14 protein-coding genes and 1 pseudogene are annotated in these 18,165 nt (G+C 68.5%); 12 read left to right on the top strand and 3 right to left on the bottom strand.

Going from position 1 to position 18,165, the window contains the following annotated elements; translation table 11 throughout:
* Positions 1-102 precede the first annotated feature (102 nt).
* The 3 genes from DS837_RS13255 to DS837_RS13245 all read right to left on the bottom strand — a co-directional run bounded on the left by DS837_RS13255 (position 103) and on the right by DS837_RS13245 (position 4,087).
* Positions 103-1,731 carry a sensor histidine kinase gene (locus tag DS837_RS13255; RefSeq protein WP_149165183.1) on the bottom strand — a complete coding sequence of 543 codons (1,629 nt, stop codon included), beginning with the start codon at positions 1,729-1,731 and terminating at the stop codon, positions 103-105.
* 147 nt (positions 1,732-1,878) lie between these two features.
* Entirely contained in the window at positions 1,879-3,066 is a 1,188-nt protein-coding gene (locus tag DS837_RS13250; protein WP_149165182.1) for an aminotransferase, read from the bottom strand.
* A gap of 496 nt (positions 3,067-3,562) precedes the next feature.
* Positions 3,563-4,087, bottom strand: coding sequence for a helix-turn-helix domain-containing protein (locus DS837_RS13245; protein WP_149165181.1), 525 nt, complete (start codon positions 4,085-4,087; stop codon positions 3,563-3,565).
* Between the two features lie 539 nt (positions 4,088-4,626).
* Between DS837_RS13245 and fliF the strand changes: the two genes are divergently transcribed.
* The 12 genes and pseudogenes from fliF to DS837_RS32685 all read left to right on the top strand — a co-directional run bounded on the left by fliF (position 4,627) and on the right by DS837_RS32685 (position 18,153).
* On the top strand, positions 4,627-6,291 hold the full coding sequence (fliF, locus tag DS837_RS13240) for a flagellar basal-body MS-ring/collar protein FliF (protein WP_149165180.1): 1,665 nt from the start codon (positions 4,627-4,629) through the stop codon (positions 6,289-6,291).
* A 4-nt stretch (positions 6,292-6,295) separates the two neighbouring features.
* A complete protein-coding gene (locus DS837_RS13235; protein WP_149165179.1) occupies positions 6,296-7,066 on the top strand; it encodes a FliH/SctL family protein in 771 nt (256 codons plus the stop codon).
* A gap of 69 nt (positions 7,067-7,135) precedes the next feature.
* The gene (fliN, locus tag DS837_RS13230) at positions 7,136-7,465 is read left to right on the top strand and encodes a flagellar motor switch protein FliN (RefSeq protein ID WP_014198330.1); all 330 of its coding nucleotides are present in this window, start codon (positions 7,136-7,138) and stop codon (positions 7,463-7,465) included.
* Positions 7,462-8,328: a motility protein A gene (locus DS837_RS13225; protein WP_149165178.1), complete on the top strand. Its 867-nt coding sequence runs from the start codon at positions 7,462-7,464 to the stop codon at positions 8,326-8,328. The genes fliN and DS837_RS13225 overlap by 4 nt, the downstream gene beginning before the upstream one ends.
* 1 nt (position 8,329) lies before the next feature.
* A complete protein-coding gene (locus DS837_RS13220; protein ID WP_149165177.1) occupies positions 8,330-9,844 on the top strand; it encodes a sigma-54-dependent transcriptional regulator in 1,515 nt (504 codons plus the stop codon).
* A gap of 35 nt (positions 9,845-9,879) precedes the next feature.
* Positions 9,880-12,042: a flagellar biosynthesis protein FlhA gene (gene flhA / locus DS837_RS13215; RefSeq protein ID WP_149165176.1), complete on the top strand. Its 2,163-nt coding sequence runs from the start codon at positions 9,880-9,882 to the stop codon at positions 12,040-12,042.
* A gap of 43 nt (positions 12,043-12,085) precedes the next feature.
* On the top strand, positions 12,086-13,147 hold the full coding sequence (locus DS837_RS13210) for a flagellar biosynthesis protein FlhF (protein WP_149165175.1): 1,062 nt from the start codon (positions 12,086-12,088) through the stop codon (positions 13,145-13,147).
* A complete protein-coding gene (locus DS837_RS13205; RefSeq protein ID WP_149165174.1) occupies positions 13,144-13,938 on the top strand; it encodes a MinD/ParA family protein in 795 nt (264 codons plus the stop codon). Before DS837_RS13210 ends, DS837_RS13205 begins: the two co-directional genes overlap by 4 nt.
* Positions 13,939-13,945: 7 nt before the next feature.
* Complete coding sequence (locus DS837_RS13200; protein WP_247889914.1) at positions 13,946-16,009, top strand: hypothetical protein; 2,064 nt, start codon at positions 13,946-13,948, stop codon at positions 16,007-16,009.
* 14 nt (positions 16,010-16,023) lie between these two features.
* Positions 16,024-16,386 (top strand): hypothetical protein, encoded by a 363-nt coding sequence (locus DS837_RS13195; protein WP_149165329.1) that lies wholly within the window; start codon positions 16,024-16,026, stop codon positions 16,384-16,386.
* Between the two features lie 116 nt (positions 16,387-16,502).
* Positions 16,503-17,270 (top strand): annotated as a pseudogene (locus tag DS837_RS32690) (PDC sensor domain-containing protein); the annotation flags it as partial.
* Between the two features lie 247 nt (positions 17,271-17,517).
* On the top strand, positions 17,518-18,153 hold the full coding sequence (locus DS837_RS32685) for a GGDEF domain-containing protein (RefSeq protein WP_149165172.1): 636 nt from the start codon (positions 17,518-17,520) through the stop codon (positions 18,151-18,153).
* Positions 18,154-18,165: the final 12 nt, after the last annotated feature.

Raw genomic sequence — 18,165 nt, 5'->3', positions numbered from 1 at the left:
AGTATGCCGAAGCGCCCCTGGTTTCGCCACGGCTTTGCGGCGCCGCCCGGAAAATCCCGCAGGGTGGATGGGATGTGGATCAGGCTTGGGATGGAGCGGGGATCAGCCGGCGAATTCCAGCGTGAACTGGCTGCCCTCGCCGGGGCGGCTGTCGATGCGCAGGCGCCCGCCATGGGCCTCCATCAGCGACTTGACGATGGACAGACCCAACCCGCTGCCCTGCCCCGGCAGCGCCACATGCACCGCGGGTTGCCCGAAGGGCTCCGCCGCCTGATGCAGTTGTTCCGGCGTCATGCCGATGCCGTTGTCCGTCACCCGGACGCGGCACCCGCCGTCCGCTCCGCCGCCGACCGTTACCAGGATGCGCCCGCCGTCCGGCGTGAAGGTGATGGCGTTGGCCAGCAGATTCAGGAGCATCTGCCTTAGGGCGCGCTCGTCCGCCGTGACGCCGTGATGGCCCGGCTCGACGTTCATGTCCAGCCGGATGCTCTTGGCGTCGGCCTGCGGCGCCACCATGCGGAACGCCCACTCGACGACCGGAGCGACGTCGAGATTCTCCGGATGCAGGGGCAGCGTCCCCGCCTGGAGCCGCGACAGATCCATGATGTCGTTGATCAGCCCCAGCAGATGCCGCCCCGATTCGTGAATGTCGCGGGCGTAGTCGGCGTAGCGTCCCCCGGACTGCGGACCCAGCATCTGATCGCGGATGATCTCCGAGAAGCCGAGGATGGCGTTCAGCGGGGTGCGCAGTTCATGGCTGACGCGGGCGAGGAAATTGCGGTTCAGCGCCAGCGCGGCGCGCAACCGCTCCGCGGTGCGGTGCTGCACCAGAAGGAACAGCATCACCAGCAGGATGGACACGGTCAGGATCGCCGCCAGCAGGAACAGCGTGTTGCGCAGGTCGGCCACTCCCGCCTCGATGTCTTCCCGCGCGACGCCCACCGTCGCGACCAACGGATAGCTCTCCACCATACGGTAGGCGAAGGCGCGCAGGACGCCGTCGGTCTGCGACTCCTGCCAATAGACGCCGGCGAGCGACCGGCCCAACGCCTCCCACAGGCGGGAGTGGGGGATGGCGAAGCCGACCGCCTCGACGCCCCGCGAGGCGCCGCGGGCACGGATCATCTTGTCCATCCCGATCAGGGTCACCGCCCCCTGCGGCCCCAAATTCGCCTGCTGGTAGAACTCCGCCAGGATGTCGGGGTCGATGTTGGCGATCACGATGCCTGCGAAGCCGCCATCCCCGTCGGTCAACCGCCGGCTGAGGCGCAGCAGGGGGCCGCCGCCGGTCGTTCCGGGAAAAGGCGTTCCGATGTGCATCAGGTCGCGGCCGGTGCCCTGGTGAAAGGCGAAAGCCGTCTCGTCCCGCTCGTTCATCCGCCCGCCCGGCCCTTCGCTGCGCAACAGCACGGTCCCGTCGGCGTCGAGCACGGTGAAGTGATGGATCAGCGTCGGATCGTAGAGCGTCTGGTCGAGGAAGTTGCGGATGCCGGGCAGGCCGTTCTCCCCGAATTCCAGCGCCAGGGAGCGCAGCGTGATGTCCACCTCGTGGACCGCGCGGTGGGTGCTCTTGGCGAAGGCCCGGACCATGACCTCGGCCTTCGCCACCGCTTCCCGCGTCTGGCCGTCCAGCAACTCGCGCGTCACCTGCGCGTAGGCCCCCCAGACCACCGTGATCGCAACGGCGGCAATGGCGAACACGCACCAGCGGAACGAGATCGGCAGACGCATCCCGGTCTTTCCACAGGCGGTCCACCGGGGCGGATCCGGACGATGATCCGTTCCGGCCCGGTATCGACCCTAGAGGACTAGGGGTATCACGCCACCGAAGTCTCCGGCAAGCCCCTCCATCCTGCGTTGACGGCGGAGGCCTTCATGTCATTTCCGCGAGAAGTGCGCCCTCAACCGTTCAACCGCGCCATCGAGGATTTCGTCCCTCTTGGAGAAGCAGAAGCGTACGAAGCTTCGCGGCGCGTCCTGGACGAAGAAGGCACCGACGGGGATGGCCGTCACCCCGGCCTCGGCGGTCAGACGGCGGCAGAAGGCCTCGTCGTTCCCGTCGAACCCGAAGGGCGACACGTCGGCGACCACGAAATAGGTGCCGGCGGACGGCAGCACCTCGAACCCCACGGCGCGCAGCCCGTCGGCCAGCCGGTCGCGCTTGGCCTGGAGCCCGCCGGCCAACCCGGCGAAATAGGCGTCGTCCTTGCCCAGCCCATAGGCGACCGCCGTCTGAAGGTTGGGCGGCGTGGTGAAGGTGATGTACTGGTGCGCCTTGGCGACGGGCTGGAGCAGGTGCGGCGCGCCGGTGACGTAGCCGACCTTCCAGCCGGTCAGCGAGAAGGTTTTGCCGGCGGAACCGATCTTCAGGCAGCGGTCGCGCATGCCGGGCAGCGTCATCAGCGGAATGTGCTGCCGCCCGTCGAAGACGATGTGCTCGTACACCTCGTCGCAGACGGCGAAGGCGTCGAAGCGCTGGACGAACTCCGCCAGCAGCTCCAGCTCAGCGCGGGTGAAGACCTTGGCGGCGGGGTTCAGCGGGTCGTTGATGAGGACGAGCTTGGTCTTGGGCGAGAAGGCCGCCTCCAGATCCGCCCGCGTGAAGCTCCAGTCCGGGGCCTTCAGGCTGACGAAGCGCGGCACGCCGCCGGCCAGCCGGACGATCGGCAGGTAGCTGTCGTACATGGGCTGGAACAGCACCACCTCGTCGCCCGGTTCGATGAGGCCGAGCAGGCTGGCGGTGAGCGCCTCGGTGGCGCCGGAGGTCACCAGCACCTCGGTCTTCCAATCGATGTCCAGCCCGTAGAACCGCCGGCCGTGGGCGGCCAGCGCCTGCCGCAGGTCCGGCGTGCCCATCATCGGCGGGTATTGGTTCCACCCTTCGAGGATGGCCTTGGCCGCCACGTCCAGCACGTCGGCGGGACCGCGCTCATCGGGAAAGCCCTGGCCAAGGTTGATCGCCTTGTGCTCGTCCGACAGGCGGGACATCACCTCGAAGATCGTGACCGGGAGGTCGAGTTCCCGCCGACCAAGGAAGCCTGTCTTCGGTTCTCCGGAATTTTGCATCGAACACCGTCGGTGTGGTTGGGTGAGTTCCGTGGTGGCTGATCGGTGACCGGACGGATCGGGAAGGCGCCGCCCGTCTCGGATCGCGGATCGAACGGGCGGAGTCCGGCGGTCGTCGCAACAGCCTTGTTCCGGCTTGCCTTATCGACGGATTGCAGCCGTTCGTCCAGCGCCTCGGCGGGGTTTTCCCAGCCGAGGCGCTTGCGCGGCTTCCTGCTTCCGGAGCATGCGACGGGCACCGGGGAGGTGGCGGGGCCAGCCGGACGCGGCGAGCGTCAACAAAAGCCCTGCCCGCCCGTGTTGGGTCCGTCATCAACGGTCGACACAAACCCAATCGAATCAACAGCGCGCACGCCCGATCGCCTCACGGGGGGCCGAGGCGGCAGGGCGGCGCGAACCGACGCGGCCCAGCGGTGAAGCCGGGGCCGGGCCTACCCACAAAACCGGGCGGGTGAACCGTACGGGGCCGGGCCCCCACGGCTACGCCACCCGCTCCTCACGCCTGCCCGACGCTGTGGCCGGCGTTGCGCCCGCGGCGTCCACGAACGGCGGTCGGGTCGACCACCTCCGCATCCTCGTCGAGCGCCTGACCGCCGGCTCCGTCGGTCTGGTCGGCGCAGCGTTCGGCCAGTTCCCGGATCGCTCCGCGGATCTGCGGGTCGCGGATGTTCTGGAAATAACGGGCGAGCATCAGCGCCTCGCGGGACCGCAGGGTGCCCTCCGATTCCTCCGCCTGCGGGCTGGCGACCCCCGCCTCCTGGGCGGCGTGGCGCTCCTCCAGCCCCTCGAAGAAGACGGAGACCGGCACCCGGAAGAACTGGGCCAGCTTGAACAGCCGGCTGGCCGAGACTCGGTTGAAGCCGCGCTCGTACTTCTGAAGCTGCTGGAACGTCAGCCCCAAAGCCGCCGCGACATCGCTCTGGCTCAGACCGGCGAGCATGCGCAGTTCGCGCAGGCGCTGCCCAACAAACACATCGACCTCGTTGAGGCCTTCCTTCTTCTCACGTCCACGTTTTTTCACAACATTCCCCCATCAGGAAAAGTGGCAAAGCCCCATGTCACGCGAAGCAACATTCGGTTCTGCGTTGGAAAGATTCCGACGCGCTTGTGCCACGATCTTTTTGGTATCGGACAAGCGACCATTGCAACTCAGCTATGACGTCGGCGGTGTAAAGTCAACCACCGTTGCGGCATTTACTACCTACGTCCCAACAAACCACAGAAAGAGAATGGTTACTCACGCACGCATTATTCCTTCTTTCGGAGTAATTTTAATTTGCTTAGAACGGAAACAATCTGCCGAACACTCTTTTTTGGTGAATCGGCGCCCGAACCCTCGCTCACAGGTGGGCAGAAGAGCGTTGCCGGCGCGCATCGATAGGCACATTTTGCCGGGCACTGGGCAATTTCTGCCCACGAATTAACGCTCTCTTCATCAAGACAGCCCAGCATGCGCGCTGAAGACGAGGACCGGCGCGGTTTTTGCAAATTCCTTTTTTGCGTCTGCGAAATCAAGAACTTCCCGGAGATCCACCGGGGCATCCGATCGGGGACTAGCGCGTGAACAATCTTCTGCAGACCTTGCGCAACCTGGGTCCCGCGCGCCTGGCCGCCATCGGTGGCGTCGGCCTGCTCCTGATCGGATTCTTCGTTTATTTGATGACCCGCCTCTCCACCCCGGAGATGGAGCTTCTCTACGCCGAACTCCAGCCCACCGAAGCCGCGGCCATCGCCAAGAAGCTGGAGGAGGCGAAGGTCCCCTTCACGGTCGACAAGACCGGCACGAAGATCATGGTCGCCGCCGAGCAGGTGGGGCCGACCCGCATGCGGATGGCCGCCGCCGGCCTGCCGTCGGGTGGCTCCATCGGTTACGAGCTGTTCGACAAGGGCGAAGGCTTCGGCGCCACCAGCTTCATGCAGAACATCAACCACCTGCGCGCCCTGGAAGGCGAGATGGCGCGCACGGTGCAGACGCTGAACGGGGTGCAGAGCGCCCGCGTCCATCTGGTGCTGCCCAAACGCGAGCTGTTCGCGCGCCAGCAGAACCCGGCGACGGCCAGCATCTTCATAAAGTTGCGCCCCGGCGCCCAGCTGTCGCGCGAGAACATCCAGGCGATCCAGCACCTGATCGCCGCCTCCGTGCCGAACCTCGACCCCAGCCGCATCTCCATCGTCGACGACAAGGGCACCCTGCTGGCCCGCGGCTCCGGCAACGACAGCGCGGACGCCATGCTGGCCTCGGCGGAGGAGAAGAAGGTCGCCTACGAGAGCCGCATCGCCCGCATCATCGAGGATCTGCTGGGCCGCACCGTCGGCTACGGCAAGGTGCGGGCGGAGGTGTCGGCCGATCTCGACTTCGACCGCATCACCACCCAGTCGGAAATCTTCGATCCGGAAAGCCAGGTCGTCCGCTCCACCCAGACGGTGACGGAGGCGAACGAGAGCCAAGACCGCGACCCGCTGTCGCCGGTCACCGTGGACCAGAACCTGCCGACCGCGCAGTCGGGCAACAGCGCCGGGCCGATCTCGCAGAACAAGCAGAACCGCAGCGAAGAGACGATCAACTACGAGATCAGCCGGACCACCAAGAACCACGTCCGCGAATCCGGGCAGGTCCGCCGCCTGTCGGTCGCCGTGCTGGTCGACGGCACCTACAGCCTGCCCAAGGACGGCAACCCGGCGGCCTACCAGCCGCGGCCGGAGCAGGAGCTGGAGAGCATCAAGGCGCTCGTCCGCTCCGCCGTCGGCCTCGACGCCGTGCGCGGCGACACGCTGGAAGTCATCAACATGCGCTTCTGGTCGCCGGAAGACGACGTCCAGAAGCCGGAGGAGCTGTTCCTCGGCATGACCAAGGACGACCTGTTCCGCATCGCGGAGATGGTCGTGCTGGGCATCGTCGCCGTGCTGATCATCCTGCTGGTCATCCGCCCGCTGATCACCCGCGCCTTCGAGAAGGCCGACCAGCAGGAGGAGGACGACATGGACCGCCTGCTGGCCGACCAGAGCGGCATGCCCGCCGCGCTGGCCGCGCCGACCGGCGCGCTGGCCCAGGATCTGGCCCTGGAAGCCGCCCAGGCCGACGAGGAGCTGGAGCAGATGATCGACATCAACCGCGTCGAAGGCCGCGTCCGCGCCTCCTCGCTGCGCAAGGTGGGCGAGATCGTGGAAAAGCATCCGGAGGAAGCGGTGTCGATCCTGCGCAACTGGCTGTATCAGGAGAGCTGACGCGATGAGTTCGGTCCGCAAGTTCCTGTTCGACGAGTCCTTCGACGTGGATGCACCACCGCGCCGGCAGCGTCAGGCCGACGACGACTATTTCGACAACATCCCCCTGCCGGAACCGGAGCCCGAACCGGAGCCGGAGCTGCCCCCCGAGCCGCCGCCGCCGGTGTTCGGCGAGGCCGATCTGGCCGCCGCCCGCGCCGCCGGCTTCGCGGAGGGCGAAACCGCCGGCAAGTCGACGGGCTACGGCAAGGGCTTCCTGGACGGCAACAACGCCGGCCGCAAGGACGGCTACGAGAAGGCCCGCGCCGAGATCGAGGCCACGGTGCAGGCCCGGACCGCCAACGCGCTGGAAACCATCGGCAACGGCGTGCAGCACCTGCTGAACGAGCATTACGCCACCAGCGCCCAACGGGCCGACCAGCCCGTGCACATCGCGCTGGCCATCGTCCGCAAGCTGATGCCGGAGCTGGCGCGGCGCGGCGGGCTGATGGAGGTGGAAGGGCTGGTGCGCGCCTGCCTGACCGACCTGATCGACGAGCCGCGTCTGGTCGTCCGCGTCGCCGACGACACGGTGGACGCGGTGCGCGAGCATCTGGATCAGGTGATCGCCGCCCGCGGCTTCGGCGCGAAGCTGATGGTGGTGGGCGATTCCGCTCTGGCGCCGGGAAGCTGCCGGATCGAGTGGGCCGAGGGCGGGGTGGAGCGCGACACCGCCGGCCTGCTCGCCCAGATCGAACGGCGGATGGCCGGCCTGCTGGAGGCGCCGCCGGGCTGACACCTCGGCGGACCGGATGGCGGCAAGTAGCATTTTTTTTTGAGGTTCTAAGGGCTTCTGGAGACTTCGATGGCCAAGGACAGCTTCTCCCTCGACGAGTTGGACGGCGGCGGCCGCAGCGACATTGCGGAGTATGAGACCGGCCTGGGTCCAGCCAAGGACCTGGAAGCGGTCTACGACATCCCCGTCCAGATCTCCGCCGTGCTCGGCAAATCGACCATGCAGGTCAGCCAGCTGCTCAAGCTCGGGCGCGGCGCGGTGGTGGAACTGGACCGCAAGGTCGGCGAGGCCATCGACATCTACGTGAACAACCGTCTGGTCGCCCGCGGCGAGGTCGTCGTGGTGGAGGACCGGCTGGGCATCACCATGACCGAAATCATCAAGTCGGACCGCGGATGAGCCTCACACGAGACAGCGCCGAATCGTCCCGCCGGGGTGGGCGTTCGGCCCGCCCGCGCGGCGGGGTGGACATGGCGACGCTGGTCGGTCTGGCCGCCGCCGCCGTGGTCATCTTCGTCGCCATGGCGTCGGGCGGCAGTCTGCGCGCCTTCGTCGACCCGCCTTCGCTCATCATCGTGCTGGGCGGCACGCTGGCGGTCACCACCGCCTCCTTTTCGCTGTCCGACGTGGCCATCGCCTGGCGCGACGCCGGGGCGGTGCTGATCCACCGGACCAGCGACCCGCGCGGCGTGGCCCGGCAGGTGCTGCTGCTGGCCGAGGCGGCGCGGCGCGCTCCGGAGACGCTGCGCAACGTCCTGCCGGAGCTGAAGCACGAGTCCTTCCTGCACCGCTCCGTCACGCTGGTGGCCGAGGGCCTGCCGCCCGACGACATCGAGCGGATGCTGATCGGCGAGGTCGAGGCGTCGGGCGCCGGCAAGGTCAAGAGCGCCGGCGTGCTGCGCCGCGCGTCGGAGGTGGCGCCGGCCATGGGGCTGATCGGCACGCTGGTCGGCCTCGTCCAGATGCTGGGCAGCCTGAACGACCCGTCGAGCATCGGCCCGGCCATGGCGCTGGCCCTGCTGACCACCTTCTACGGGGCGGTGCTCGGCAACGTCGCGCTGGCCCCGCTGGCCGCGAAGGTCGAGCGGACCGCGGAGGAAGACGCGCTCATCAAGACTCTCTACACCATCGGCGCGGTATCCATCGCGCGTCAGGAAAATCCGCGGCGTCTGGAGATGCTCCTGAACGCCGTTCTTCCGCCTGGAAAGCGGATTCAGTACTTCGACCGGGACTCCGACCGGGGTTCTCCGAGGGGAGCGTAAGATGCGTCTGCTGATCGTTGGAACGTTGGAAGGGTACATCACCGCCGCTGGCAAGATCGCCATGCAGCGCGGGGCGAAGGTGTCCCACACCGACAGCATCGAGGGCGCCCTGAACGCCCTGCGCGCGGCGGCGGGGGCCGACCTCGTGATGATCGACGTCAAACTCGACATCGCGACCTTCATCGAAAGCCTGAAGGCGGAACGGATCACCATTCCCGTGGTGGCCTGCGGCATCGGCACCGACGCCGCGGCGGCGGTGAAGGCGATCCGCGCCGGCGCCAAGGAATACATCCCCCTGCCCCCCGACGCGGAGCTGATCGCCGCCGTGCTGGAAGCGGTGGCGGAGGAAAGCCACGCCATCGTCTGCCAGGACCCGGCCATGCTGGCGACCCTGCGGCTGGCGGACCAGGTGGCGCCCAGCGACGCCTCCGTCCTCATCACCGGCGAGAGCGGCACCGGCAAGGAGCTGATGGCCCGCTACATCCACCGCAAGAGCCGGCGCTCCGACGCGCCCTTCGTTGCGGTGAACTGCGCGGCCATCCCGGAAAACCTGCTGGAATCGGAGCTGTTCGGCCACGAGAAGGGCGCTTTCACCGGCGCCGTCGCCCGCCGGCTCGGCCGCTTCGAGGAGGCCAACGGCGGCACCCTGCTGCTCGACGAGCTGTCGGAGATGCACCCGCGGCTCCAGGCCAAGCTGCTGCGCGCCATCCAGGAGAAGGAGATCGACCGCATCGGCTCGTCCCAGCCGGTGAAGGTCAACGTCCGTCTGGTCGCCACCTCCAACCGCAACCTGGAGAACGAGGTCCGCGCCGGCAATTTCCGCGAGGATCTCTATTTCCGGCTGAACGTCTTCAGCGTCGCCATTCCGTCCCTGCGCGAACGGCCGGCCGACATCCCGATGATCGCCGACCATTTCCTGAAGAAATACGCGCAGGCCAACGGGCTGGGCGAGAAGCGGCTGTCGGACGATGCGTTGCTGATGCTGCGCGCCCATCACTGGCGCGGCAACGTGCGCGAGCTGGAAAACACCATGCACCGCGCCGTCCTGCTCTCCAAGTCGGAGACGGTCGGGCCCGACGCGATCATGCTGACCAGCCAGCTGCTCGCCCCGGAAGGATCGGCGCAAGCGTCGATCCCGACCAACTCGCCAGTCGCCAACCCCTTCGCCGGGCCGGGCGGCACGGTGCCGCAGGCGCCGCGCGGCTATGGGCAGCCGGCTCCCGGCTACCCGACCTCCTACGCGCCGCCGCAGGGCCACGCCGCGGGTGCCGCGGCCTACGGCAACGCGGGGGCGGCGTCCGGCGCTCCCGCCGTCCAGGGACTCGTCGGGCGCACGGTGGCGGAGGTCGAGCGCGACCTGATCATCGGCACGCTGTCGCACTGCCTGGGCAACCGCACCCACGCGGCGAACATCCTGGGCATCTCCATCCGCACGCTGCGCAACAAGCTGAAGCAGTACAGCGAGGATGGGGTGCCGGTGCCGCCGCCGGGCAGCGAGGAACGGGCGGCCTACTGATCCGCTGATCGGAGGAAAGGCGGAGGAGCGGCGGCATGGCACTGACCGAACACAATCCCGGAGCGCGAGCAGGCGGCGGCAACATGACCGCGCTGACCGACATGGTGGCCGTCGCCAAGGGCGCGCTGAAGCGCGGCGACCTCATCATGGCGGCCGGCATCATGCTGATCGTCGTCGGCCTGATCCTGCCGCTGCCGCCGATGCTGCTCGACATGATGCTCGGGCTGAACGTCACCATCTCGATCCTGATCCTGATGGTGGTGCTGTTCATCGAAAAGCCGCTGGAGCTGTCGTCCTACCCGACGATCCTGCTGATCACGACGCTGCTGCGCCTGTCGCTGAACATGGCGTCCACCCGCCTGATCCTGACCCAGGGGCATGAGGGGACGTCCGCAGCGGGCCATGTCATCGAGGCCTTCGCCGGCTTCGTCATGGGCGGCGACTTCATCATCGGCGTGATCGTCTACGCAATCCTGACGATCGTGAACTTCAAGGTCATCACCGCCGGTTCGGGCCGCATCGCCGAAGTGGCGGCGCGCTTCACCCTGGACGCCATGCCCGGCAAGCAGATGGCCATCGACGCCGACCTGTCCGCCGGCATGATCGACGAGACCACCGCCCGCGCCAAGCGCAAGGAGCTGGAGGACGAAAGCGCCTTCTTCGGCTCCATGGACGGTGCGTCGAAGTTCGTGAAGGGCGACGCCGTCGCCGGCCTGATGATCATGTTCATCAACATCATCGGCGGCGTGTCGCTGGCGGTCCTGCGCTACGACATGCCGATCCTGCAGGCGCTGGACACCTTCACCAAGCTGACCATCGGCGACGGACTTGTCTCGCAGATCCCGGCGCTGGTCATCTCCATCTCCGCCGGTTTCCTGGTGTCGAAGGCCGGCACCGGCGGCTCCACCGACAAGGCGGTGGTCGGGCAGCTCACCAACCACATCAGCGCTCTCGGACTGTCGGCAGGCGCCATCACCCTGCTGGCCTTGATGCCGGGCATGCCGGTGCTGCCCTTCCTGCCGGTGATCGCCATCGTCGGCGCCGCCGCCTGGTATCTGCCGAAGATCCGCGCGAAGAAGGAGGCGGAGGAGGCGGAGGCCGCCGCCGCGGAGGCCGCGGGCATGGGCGGGCCGGGCGGCGGAGCCGCCCCGGTGGCCGACGAGCCGATCGCCACGGCGCTGGCCATCGACCTGATCCGGCTGGAACTGGGCTACGGCCTGCTGTCGCTGATCAACCAGCCGCAGGCGGGCAGCCACCGGCTGACCGACCAGATCAAGGGCCTGCGCCGCCAGATCGCCGGCGAGGTCGGGTTCGTCATGCCGGCGGTGCGCATCCAGGACAACCTCCAGCTTCCGCCCAATTCCTACATCATCCGCGTCAAGGAGATCGAAGCCGGGCGCGGCGACATCCGCCCGAACATGCTGCTGGTCATGGACCCGCGCGGCGAGGCGATGAGCCTGCCCGGCGAGCAGACGGTGGAGCCGACCTTCGGCCTGCCGGCCATCTGGATCGAGCCGGGCTACCGCGAGGAGGCGCTGTTCAAGGGCTACACCGTGGTCGATCCGTCCACGGTCATCACCACGCACCTGACCGAGCTGATCAAGGACAACATGCCGGAGCTGCTGTCCTTCACCGAGACGCAGAAGCTGCTGGACGAGCTGGACAAGGAACACCAGAAGCTGATCGCCGATGTGGTGCCGGCGCAGATCACTGTGGGCGGATTGCAACGGGTGTTGCAGAACCTGCTTGCAGAACGGGTTTCGGTACGCGATCTTGCCACCATTCTGGAGGGCGTGTCCGAGGCGGCAAGCCAAACCCGCAGCATCACGCAGATCACCGAGCATGTGCGCACGCGCCTGGCGCGGCAGATCTGCGACGCGAACATCAACGAGATGGGAGTGATCCCGCTCGTCACCCTGTCCCCCGAGTGGGAGCAGGCGTTCGCGGAATCGCTGGTGGGCGACGGCGACGACCGGCAACTGACGATGGCGCCGAGCCGGCTTCAGCAATTCATCACTTCGGTCCGCCAAACCTTCGAGCGACACGCCATGATGGGCGAGACCCCCGTCCTGTTGACCAGCCCGCTGATCCGTCCCTTCGTCCGCTCGATCGTCGAGCGGTTCCGGCCGGCCACCGTGGTGATGTCGCAGAACGAGATCCACCCCAAGGCGCGGATCAAGACCCTGGGGCAGATCTGATGCAGGCCATGACGAACCAGTGTGACGGGCGGGGAGCGGGCCGATGCGGCTGAAGTCGTTCCACGCCAAGTCCATGTCCGAAGCCATGCGCATGGTCCGCCAGACGCTGGGCGACGATGCCATCATCGTCGCCACGCGCGAGGAGGACGGCGGCGGCGTTCGCGTGACCGCGGCGGTGGAGGACGACGATCTGCTGATGACGCAGGCGCGCACAGCCCAGCCGACCCGGACCGCCCGCCCCGTGGTGGTGGTCGAGGAGGAGCCGGAGATCGACGTGGGCGAGGTGGTGGCCGACGTGCTGCACCGCCACGGCGTGCCCGCCGCGCTGGCCGAGCAGTTGATCGACGCCGCCGCAGGGCTGGACACCGACGATCCCGCGCTGGCTCTGGGCGCCGCGCTCGATTCCATGTTCACCTTCAGCCCGTTGCAGGACCGGCGCGGCGGCAACAAGCCGCTGATCCTGGTCGGCCCGCCGGGCAGCGGCAAGACGCTGATCGTCGCCAAGCTGGCCGCCCAGGCGGTGTTCCGCAAACGCTCGGTCGGCGTGATCACCACCGACACGGTTCGCGCCGGCGGCATGGAACAGTTGGCCGCCTTCACGCGTCTGATGAAAATCAAACTGGCGACGGTGGAAGACCCCGACGCGCTCGCGGGCGCGTTCGAGGTCAGCCGCGGCGCCGACGTCGTCCTGGTGGATACCGCCGGGCGCAACCCCTACAACCGGGAAGACATGGCCGACCTCAAGGCCCTGCTGTCCGCCGGGGTGGCCGAGCCGATCCTCGTGCTCCCCGCCGGGCTGGACGCCATGGAAGCCGCCGACATCGCCCAATCCTTCAAGGCGCTGGGCGTGCGGCGGATGCTGATCACCCGGCTCGACATGGCGCGTCGGCTGGGCAGTCTCCTGGGCACCGCGCACCGCGCGCGGATGGCCTTCTGCAACGCCAGCGTTTCCTCCAAGGTGGCCGAAGGGCTGACACCGCTGAACCCGGTGGCCTTCGCCCGCCTGATGATGCCCGCCGAGGACAAGGCGGCGCGCAACCGGCCCAAGCCGGCGGCCCCTGCCAAGACCAAAGCCGTTCGTTCTTCGTCGAGGACCATCCCATGACCGATCCGGTGTTTCCGGCCGCCCTCAAGAACGTTCACCCGCTGCGCGGTGCCAACGTCATCGCCGTGGCCAGTGGAAAGGGCGGCGTCGGCAAGACGTGGTTCTCGATCACGCTCGCCCACGCGCTGACCAAGATGGGCAAGAACTCGCTGCTGTTCGACGGCGACCTCGGCCTCGCCAACGTCGACATCCAACTCGGCTTCCAGCCCAAGAACGATCTCGGCGCTGTCATCAACGGTGACGTGACGCTGGGCCGCGCGGCCCAGCGCTACACCGATGGTGGCTTCGACATCATCGCGGGCCGCTCCGGCTCCGGGACGCTCGCCCAACTGCCGAGCCAGCGCCTGTCCGGCCTGCGCAACGACCTGATGGAGCTGGCGCGGCGCTACGACTGCGTCATCATGGACATGGGGGCCGGCGTCGACCGCACGGTGCGCACCCTGTCCGGCCCGGCCGGGACGACGCTGGTGGTGACGACGGACGAGCCGACGTCGCTGACCGACGCCTACGCCTTCATCAAGCTGACCCACGCCACCAACCCCACCGCCGACCTGCGCGTCGTGGTGAACATGGCGCAGAGCGTGAAGGACGGCGAGCGGACCTACGGCACCATCCTGAAGGCCTGCCAGAACTTCCTGAAGTACAAGCCCGCGCTGGCCGGCATCATCCGCCGCGACCTGAAGGTGCGCGACGCCATCCGCAACCAGTCGCCGCTGCTGACCCGCTCGCCCAGTTCCGACGCCGCGCGGGACGTGCTGGCCATCGCCCAGCGGCTTCTGAACGGCCAGTAAGGCCGGAATGGGGGGCGCCCTTCCACCCCCGGCCGCCGGTGCGCCCGCCGCCCCGGCGGCGGCCACCCCCGCGCCCGCCCCGGTGGCGGTCGCCGAGGGCACGATCAAGGCCCTGCCGGAGCGCTTGCAGGACATCGCCCGCCCGGTGGTGCTGACCGGCACCGTCGTCGGCACCACGCCGGAGGGTCTGGCCCGCGTGCGGACACAGGCCGGCGAAGTGCTTGTGCAAACCCCGACGCCGCTGCCCGCCGACAAACCGGTGACGCTCCAGATCACCCCGGCGCAGGTGTTGCTGGAGCAGGCGCAGGCCGCGTCGACCGACCCCGCCGCGGCCTCCCCCACACAGAGCCTCGCGGCGAAGGTTCTGGTGCTGACCCAAGGCACCCAGACCGCCCCCCCGACCACCGCGCCGAACGTCCCGACAGCACCGCCGACGAGCGGACCGGCGCAGACCGTCCCCAGCCAGACCGGCGTGGCGCAGCCTCAGGGCTCGGCGACGCCGGTGGTGATCCTGCCCAACCCGGCGTTTGCCACGCCGACCACGGGACCGGCGGGCCAGCCGCTTCCCCTGCTGCTGCCGGGCACCATCGTTCCCGCGCTGGTCATCGCCGCGGCGCCGAAGCCTCCGGCCGCGCCCGGCGCCCCCCCGGCCCTCCCCGGCCAGATCACCGCCACCCCGGCGGCCCCGCCGCCCCTTCCCGTCACGGACGGCGACAGCGGCCAAGCCCCGGCACCGACGCAAGCCGGCCAACCCAACACAACCCCCGCCCCTCCACAGGCGCAGCCCACGCCTTCGGGCGCAACACCGCTCCCCGGCAAGCCGATGCTCGACGCCACGGTGGAACTCGGCGGCGACGCGGCGCATCCCGGCGGGGAACTCGCGGAGCCCGCCGCTCCCCCAAAGCCGACCCCCGCGAAACCAGCCGGCGAACCGGTCCTGACCCAGGGCGGCACCGTCGCTCTCAAGATCCTGACCGTCACCCCCCCGCCGGACCAGCCGCAGGCCACCCCGCCGGACGACGGGTCCCTCCCACCGGACGGCCAGAGCGCCGGCACCCCGCCCCGCAAGGACGGTGCCCCGTCCCAACCCGGTTCTTCGCCTCCCGCAGCGCCGCAATCGGCCCCTGCCTCGCCCCGCGGCGCCGCAACCCCGACCGCAACGCCCAGTGTGGACTCCGGCGCCTCCCCGACAACGCCGGAGATGCCCGATGGACCGGTGCTGAAGGGCACGGTGGCCGGCAGCACGCCGCAGGGCCAGCCGATCCTCGCCACGCCGCAGGGCATGCTGGCGCTGAACGTCCAGGCGAGTCTACCGCAGGGCAGCGCCGTCACCGCGGCCCTAACCGACCCCGCCAAGGCGCTCCAGACCGCGCCACCCCCGCTCACCGCAGAACCGGGGCCGCTGAGCGAACGGGACTGGCCCGCCATGCGCCAACTCCTGGCCACCCTGGCCGGGGTGGACCGCTCCGCCGCGCAAGCGCTGATCGGCACGGTGATGCCGCAGCCGAACCGCAAGTTCGGCGCGGCGCTAAGTTTCTTCCTGTCGGCGATCCGCGGCGGCGACGCCCGCGGCTGGCTGGGGGAGGACGCCGCCTCCGCCCTGGAGAAATCCGGCCAAGGCGGCCTGCTGTCCCAGTTGGAACGCGAGTTCCGCAGCCTCCAGCAGCAGGCGGGCGATCCCCTGCCCGGCGACTGGCGCCCCTACACCCTGCCGATGATGGACGCCAACGGGCTGATGCCGCTCAAGCTGCACATCCATCCCATAAATTCGGAAGAGGACGGCAAGACGGGCCGCAAGGGCGGCGACAAGGGGAGCCGCTTCCTGCTCGACCTGGATCTCAGCCGGCTCGGTCCGATGCAGCTCGACGGGCTGGTGCAGCCCAACCGGTTCGACCTGATCCTGCGCAGCCACACCCCGCTGGCGCCGGAGATCCGCCTGGACCTGATCCAGATTTTCGCGGACAGCATCCGCGCCGTGGGTTACATCGGCGGCCTGTCCTTCCAGTCCGGAGCCAAATGCTGGGTCAAGCTGACCCGAACCGGGGCCGGCGGAAGCAGCTACACCGCCTGACGAGCCTGGACGCCATGCACCGCCGCGAGCTTCTGACCACCGCCGCCAACCCGGATGCCCGCCATGACTATCTGGTGGAGCTTCACGGGGAACCGGCGCCCGGCACCCGCCTGACCCTGCGCTACGTCCCCGACCGCGCGGTCGCCGCGCCGGAGGGCGTCGCCGCTTATCTCGGCGCCCTGTCCGGCACCGCCGCAACCGCCGGGCCGGAGGCCCTGGCCGTTGCCGTGCTCGACGACCTGAACAACGAACTGATCCCCCGCTGGGTCGAGATCACGGTGGAGCGGACCCTGCCCGTCCCCCAGCGCGTGGTCATCGAGGACCGCCAGCCCGGTTGGGACAACCCGCATCTTTTCGCCCGGATGCGGCGCGTCTGATTCCCGACCCCTGGCCACACCGATCGGACGGCATGGCTGCACCGCGCCATTCCACGGCGTTCATCGCTTGATTTCCTCAACCCGCATGAGAATAAAGCGGGTCGGTCGGTGCGTGGATGAGCCCGTTGAAACGTGCGCGAATATTGAGGCGTGCCCAAACCCTGTGGGCGCGCGTTGGGCTTCGCGCACGCCTCGAAGCCTTCATTCTGCTCGCCCTTCTTCCAATGGTGGGTCTGGTCGTCGTCCTTCTGCTTCAAGAGCGCAGCCAGGACATCGAGCGGGCACGCGATGCCACCCGCCTGCTCGCCGACCGCGGGGCGCAGCAGCAGGCGCAGATCGTTCAGCAGGCCCGCAGCGTCCTCCAGCTTCTCACCCTGGTCCCCGACATCCGGGAAGCGAGCCCGGAACGTTGCTCGACCTTGTTGAAACAGGCGACCGACCTCTATCCCTGGGCCGCCGGTTTCGGCGTGTTCAATCCCGATGGAAATCTGCTGTGCAACAGCAGCGACAACCGCTCGCTGAACCTCGCCCAACGTGACTATTTCAAGGAAGCCCTGGCGACGCGCGGCTTTACGGTCAGCAACTTCCTGATCGGCCAGAACAGCAAGCAACCCCGCGTGGTCGCCGCCCTGCCGATTCTCGATGATGACGGATCGGTCAGCCGCGTGCTGGTGGGCGGGGTGGATCTGAGCTGGCTTGCGGAACTGTCCGCCGAGATTGCCCGCGAGTCCGGCGGGATCGTCTCGCTGTTCGATTCCCAGGGAACGGTCCTCGCCCGTGTGCCGGACCCGCAAGGGCTCGTCGGGCGATCGATGGCCGATCATCCGATGGTCCGCAAATTCCTGCAGGAGGAGGCGGGCATCATCGAGGATGACGGGCTGGACGGCGTCCCCCGGATCAGCGGCTTCTCGACCCTGGAGGAAACCGGCGCCAAGATCGTCGTCGCCGTCACGCGCGACGACATCCTGATTGCGGCCGACCGGAACCTGCTGCTGGGAACCGGTGTCATGGTCGGTGTGGTGCTTCTCATCGTCGGAGGGGTCTGGATGCTAATGGAGGTGATGGTCCTGCGCGGCCTGCGGGACCTCAAGGCATCGGCGGCGTTCCTGTCGTCGGACCTCTTCGATCCCCATGCCCCCTGCACCCCGGCGCCGGTCCACCCGTCCGAGATTGGCCAAGTCGCCCACGCGATGCGGACGATGGGGCATGCGGACGATGGGGCGGACGCTGAGCACCATCGCCTTCGAGGATCGCCTGACGCGGCTCGCCAACCGGCGCTTCTTCGAAGCTCACGTGGAGCGCCTTCAGGAGCAGCCGGCGTCGGATCGCGATGCCGTGGCGATCCTCTACATCGACCTCGACGGATTCAAGCCGATCAACGACCGGCACGGTCACCATGCCGGCGACATGGTGTTGAAGGAGATCGGCGACCGGCTGGCGCGTTGCGTGCGCCATGGGGATTTCGCGGCGCGCCTCGGCGGTGACGAGTTCGCCGTGCTGCTCTCCCTGCCGGATGGCCAACAGGGGCATTATGCCCTGGACGTCGCCAGACGGATCATCGACAGCGTATCCGCCCCGATCATGGCCGACGGGCTCGATGTCCAGATCGGATGCAGCATCGGCATCGCGCTTTGGCCGTCGGACGCGGCGGACTTGGCCCTGGCGCTTCAGAACGCCGATCGGGCGCTGTACGCCGCCAAACACGCCGGCCGTGCGCGCGTGGTGTCCTATTCGGATCTTCCCACCGACAACGCCACGGTCGATTGAACGGGCCGGGCC

Origin of the sequence: Azospirillum brasilense, assembly GCF_008365405.1 — a bacterium.
Lineage (GTDB): Bacteria > Pseudomonadota > Alphaproteobacteria > Azospirillales > Azospirillaceae > Azospirillum > Azospirillum brasilense_D.
Note: the sequence above shows the minus strand (reverse complement) of the source record. Positions and strands in the feature narration are given on the sequence as shown.

What these genes read in the sequence shown, in the direction of transcription:
- DS837_RS13255 (WP_149165183.1), bottom strand. Translation starts at nt 1,731, where the DNA reads ATGCGTCTGCCGATCTCGTTCCGCTGGTGCGTGTTCGCCATTGCCGCC.
- DS837_RS13250 (WP_149165182.1), bottom strand. Translation starts at nt 3,066, where the DNA reads ATGCAAAATTCCGGAGAACCGAAGACAGGCTTCCTTGGTCGGCGGGAA.
- DS837_RS13235 (WP_149165179.1), top strand. Translation starts at nt 6,296, where the DNA reads ATGAGTTCGGTCCGCAAGTTCCTGTTCGACGAGTCCTTCGACGTGGAT.
- fliN (WP_014198330.1), top strand. Translation starts at nt 7,136, where the DNA reads ATGGCCAAGGACAGCTTCTCCCTCGACGAGTTGGACGGCGGCGGCCGC.
- DS837_RS13225 (WP_149165178.1), top strand. Translation starts at nt 7,462, where the DNA reads ATGAGCCTCACACGAGACAGCGCCGAATCGTCCCGCCGGGGTGGGCGT.
- DS837_RS13220 (WP_149165177.1), top strand. Translation starts at nt 8,330, where the DNA reads ATGCGTCTGCTGATCGTTGGAACGTTGGAAGGGTACATCACCGCCGCT.
- flhA (WP_149165176.1), top strand. Translation starts at nt 9,880, where the DNA reads ATGGCACTGACCGAACACAATCCCGGAGCGCGAGCAGGCGGCGGCAAC.
- DS837_RS13210 (WP_149165175.1), top strand. Translation starts at nt 12,086, where the DNA reads ATGCGGCTGAAGTCGTTCCACGCCAAGTCCATGTCCGAAGCCATGCGC.
- DS837_RS13205 (WP_149165174.1), top strand. Translation starts at nt 13,144, where the DNA reads ATGACCGATCCGGTGTTTCCGGCCGCCCTCAAGAACGTTCACCCGCTG.
- DS837_RS13200 (WP_247889914.1), top strand. Translation starts at nt 13,946, where the DNA reads ATGGGGGGCGCCCTTCCACCCCCGGCCGCCGGTGCGCCCGCCGCCCCG.
- DS837_RS13195 (WP_149165329.1), top strand. Translation starts at nt 16,024, where the DNA reads ATGCACCGCCGCGAGCTTCTGACCACCGCCGCCAACCCGGATGCCCGC.
- DS837_RS32685 (WP_149165172.1), top strand. Translation starts at nt 17,518, where the DNA reads ATGCCCCCTGCACCCCGGCGCCGGTCCACCCGTCCGAGATTGGCCAAG.